Genomic DNA, 2,415 nt, shown 5'->3' on the forward strand with positions numbered 1-2,415 from the left:
CTTAACCCAGAAAATTCCCACGGCTGTTATCAGTGCCTTTATCCCGACGCTGTTACTGAGCCACTGAACTGCAGTAACGCGGGTATAGCCGCTCCTGTTGTGGGCATTATGGGATCCAGTCAGGCGCTACAGGCAATTAATTATTTTACCGGACATAAGCTTGCCTGGGGTTACCTGCACACCTTCAATGGATTATCGCAAAACTGGCAACAACTCTATTTACCGCGGGCCGCTTCATGCCCTGTATGCGGAGGTCAAAATGCGCATTCAAATTAATGACAAACATCTTGAGATCACTGAAAAAAGCAATTTATCGCAGCTATTGTCTGCTCAGAATGTCGATACCTCGGCCGTTGCCGTCGCTTTAAACGGACAGATTATACACCGGGAAAAATGGCAACAGACCGAGCTTAAAGACAACGATACCATTACACTTGTTCAGGCCGTGGCCGGAGGTTAAACCATGCTGAGAATAGCCGATCGCGATTTTCATTCCCGATTACTCATAGGCTCCGGCAAATACAGCAGTGCGGACGTTATGCAGAAGTCCCTTGCTGCTTCCGGTAGCGAATTAGTAACGCTGGCGTTAAAGCGCGTTGAACTTGAACGCCCCACTGACGACATCGTCACACCCATTAAAAATTTGGGTTTACAGCTACTACCAAATACCTCCGGCGCAAAATCCGCACAGGACGCTATTTTTGCTGCACGCCTTGCTCGTGAAGCTTTAGGCACCCATTGGCTTAAACTGGAGATACACCCCGACCCTAACTACTTGCTGCCAGACCCCATAGAAACCCTAAAAGCCGCTGAAGCTTTGGTAAAAGAAGGCTTTACCGTACTGCCCTACTGCGGTGCTGATCCGGTCTTGTGTAAACGCTTAGAAGAAGTTGGCTGCGCGGCGGTTATGCCGTTAGGCGCCCCCATAGGTTCAAACCAGGGCCTGCTTACTCGAGACTTCCTACGAATTATTATCGAGCAGGCATCGGTGCCGGTCATTGTCGATGCGGGCATTGGCGCACCCAGCCACGCCGTTGAAGCCATGGAAATGGGCGCAGACGCTGTGCTGGTGAATACCGCGATAGCCACGGCGAATAACCCTGTCCCTATGTCAAAAGCCTTTCGCGATGCGGTTATTGTTGGGCGTCAGGCCTTTGAAGCAGGCTTAAGTCAAAACGCTTCGCTAAAAGCGTCCGCATCCAGCCCGTTAACGGAGTTTCTGGAGTCGCTATGAGCTTTCATACTACCTGGGAGCAGACCAGCTGGGATGATACCCGCCTGCAGCTTTACAGTAAAAACGCGGCTGACGTTGAAACCGCTTTAAGCAAAAAACATCTGAATACGGACGACTTCATGGCCTTACTGTCGCCGGCGGCGGAGCCTTATCTGCCCCTTATGGCCGAACGCTCACAGCAACTGACCCGGCAACGCTTTGGTAACACTCTGCACCTGTTTATTCCGCTTTATTTATCAAACCTTTGTGCTAATGATTGCAGCTACTGCGGCTTTTCTATGAGTAACCGCTTAAAACGCAAAACCCTGTCGCCAGCTGAAATCGAGCAGGAATGTCAGGCCATAAAAGCCAAAGGTTTTGACACCCTGCTGATAGTGACTGGCGAGCATGAAGCCAAGGTAGGTATTGATTACTTTCGTCAGGCGCTCCCCATTGTCAAACGCTATTTCAGCTATGTCATGTTTGAAGTGCAGCCATTGGCTACCCATGAATACGCTGAATTACGCACGCTGGGTCTGGATGCGGTTATGGTGTATCAGGAAACTTACCAGGCCGCTACCTATGCTAAGCATCACTTAAAAGGCAAGAAACGCGACTTCCGTTGGCGGCTTGAAACACCTGACCGCCTGGGCGAATGCGGTATCGATAAAATTGGCCTCGGCTCGCTGATTGGACTGGAGGACTGGCGTATCGACAGCACCTTTACCGCCATGCACCTGGATTATCTACGGAGACGCTACTGGCGCAGTCGTTATTCATTGTCATTTCCCCGGCTACGTCCCTGTGCCGGAGGTGTCGATAACGCAAAAACAATTTCTGATAAACAACTGGTTCAGTTAATTTGTGCGTATCGATTGCGGTTTCCCGATGTAGAGCTCAGCCTTTCCACCCGCGAACAACAAGCGCTTCGTGATGGGTTGTTTCGACTAGGTGTGACCTCGGTCAGTGCGGAATCTAAAACGCAGCCCGGCGGTTACGCCAACGAGCAACAAGAGCTGGAACAGTTTTCGATAGACGATGACAGATCAGTAAGTGAGGTAGCACAGGCAATTAGAGCGAAAGGATTACAACCGGTATGGCAAGACTGGCTTAACGAGCTATCCGCAATGCCACCTGAAACTTTTTCCAGTCCAGAGTAGCCACTAATAACAGCTCACGCAGCGTTAAAGTGCGTGGGTTAA

The 2,415-nt window shown here is 50.5% G+C and carries 4 protein-coding genes; all 4 read left to right on the forward strand.

Annotated elements, in window-relative coordinates; genetic code table 11:
- On the forward strand, nucleotides 1-276 hold a 276-nt coding region (locus B3180_RS02250; protein ID WP_414654011.1), incomplete at its 5' end, for a HesA/MoeB/ThiF family protein.
- On the forward strand, nucleotides 260-460 hold the full coding sequence (gene thiS / locus B3180_RS02255) for a sulfur carrier protein ThiS (RefSeq protein ID WP_278358732.1): 201 nt from the start codon (nucleotides 260-262) through the stop codon (nucleotides 458-460). The genes B3180_RS02250 and thiS, both read left to right, overlap by 17 nt.
- Before the next feature lie 3 nt (nucleotides 461-463).
- Entirely contained in the window at nucleotides 464-1,234 is a 771-nt protein-coding gene (locus B3180_RS02260) for a thiazole synthase (protein WP_278358733.1), read from the forward strand.
- Nucleotides 1,231-2,373, forward strand: a complete 1,143-nt coding sequence (gene thiH / locus B3180_RS02265) for a 2-iminoacetate synthase ThiH (protein ID WP_286842752.1) — start codon at nucleotides 1,231-1,233, stop codon at nucleotides 2,371-2,373. The genes B3180_RS02260 and thiH overlap by 4 nt, the downstream gene beginning before the upstream one ends.
- Nucleotides 2,374-2,415 lie beyond the last annotated feature (42 nt).

Source organism: Idiomarina sp. UBA4206 (assembly GCF_002383015.1).
GTDB classification, from domain to species: Bacteria; Pseudomonadota; Gammaproteobacteria; order Enterobacterales; family Alteromonadaceae; genus Idiomarina; species Idiomarina abyssalis.

What these genes read in the sequence shown, in the direction of transcription:
- B3180_RS02260 (WP_278358733.1), top strand. Translation starts at nt 464, where the DNA reads ATGCTGAGAATAGCCGATCGCGATTTTCATTCCCGATTACTCATAGGC.
- thiS (WP_278358732.1), top strand. Translation starts at nt 260, where the DNA reads ATGCGCATTCAAATTAATGACAAACATCTTGAGATCACTGAAAAAAGC.
- thiH (WP_286842752.1), top strand. Translation starts at nt 1,231, where the DNA reads ATGAGCTTTCATACTACCTGGGAGCAGACCAGCTGGGATGATACCCGC.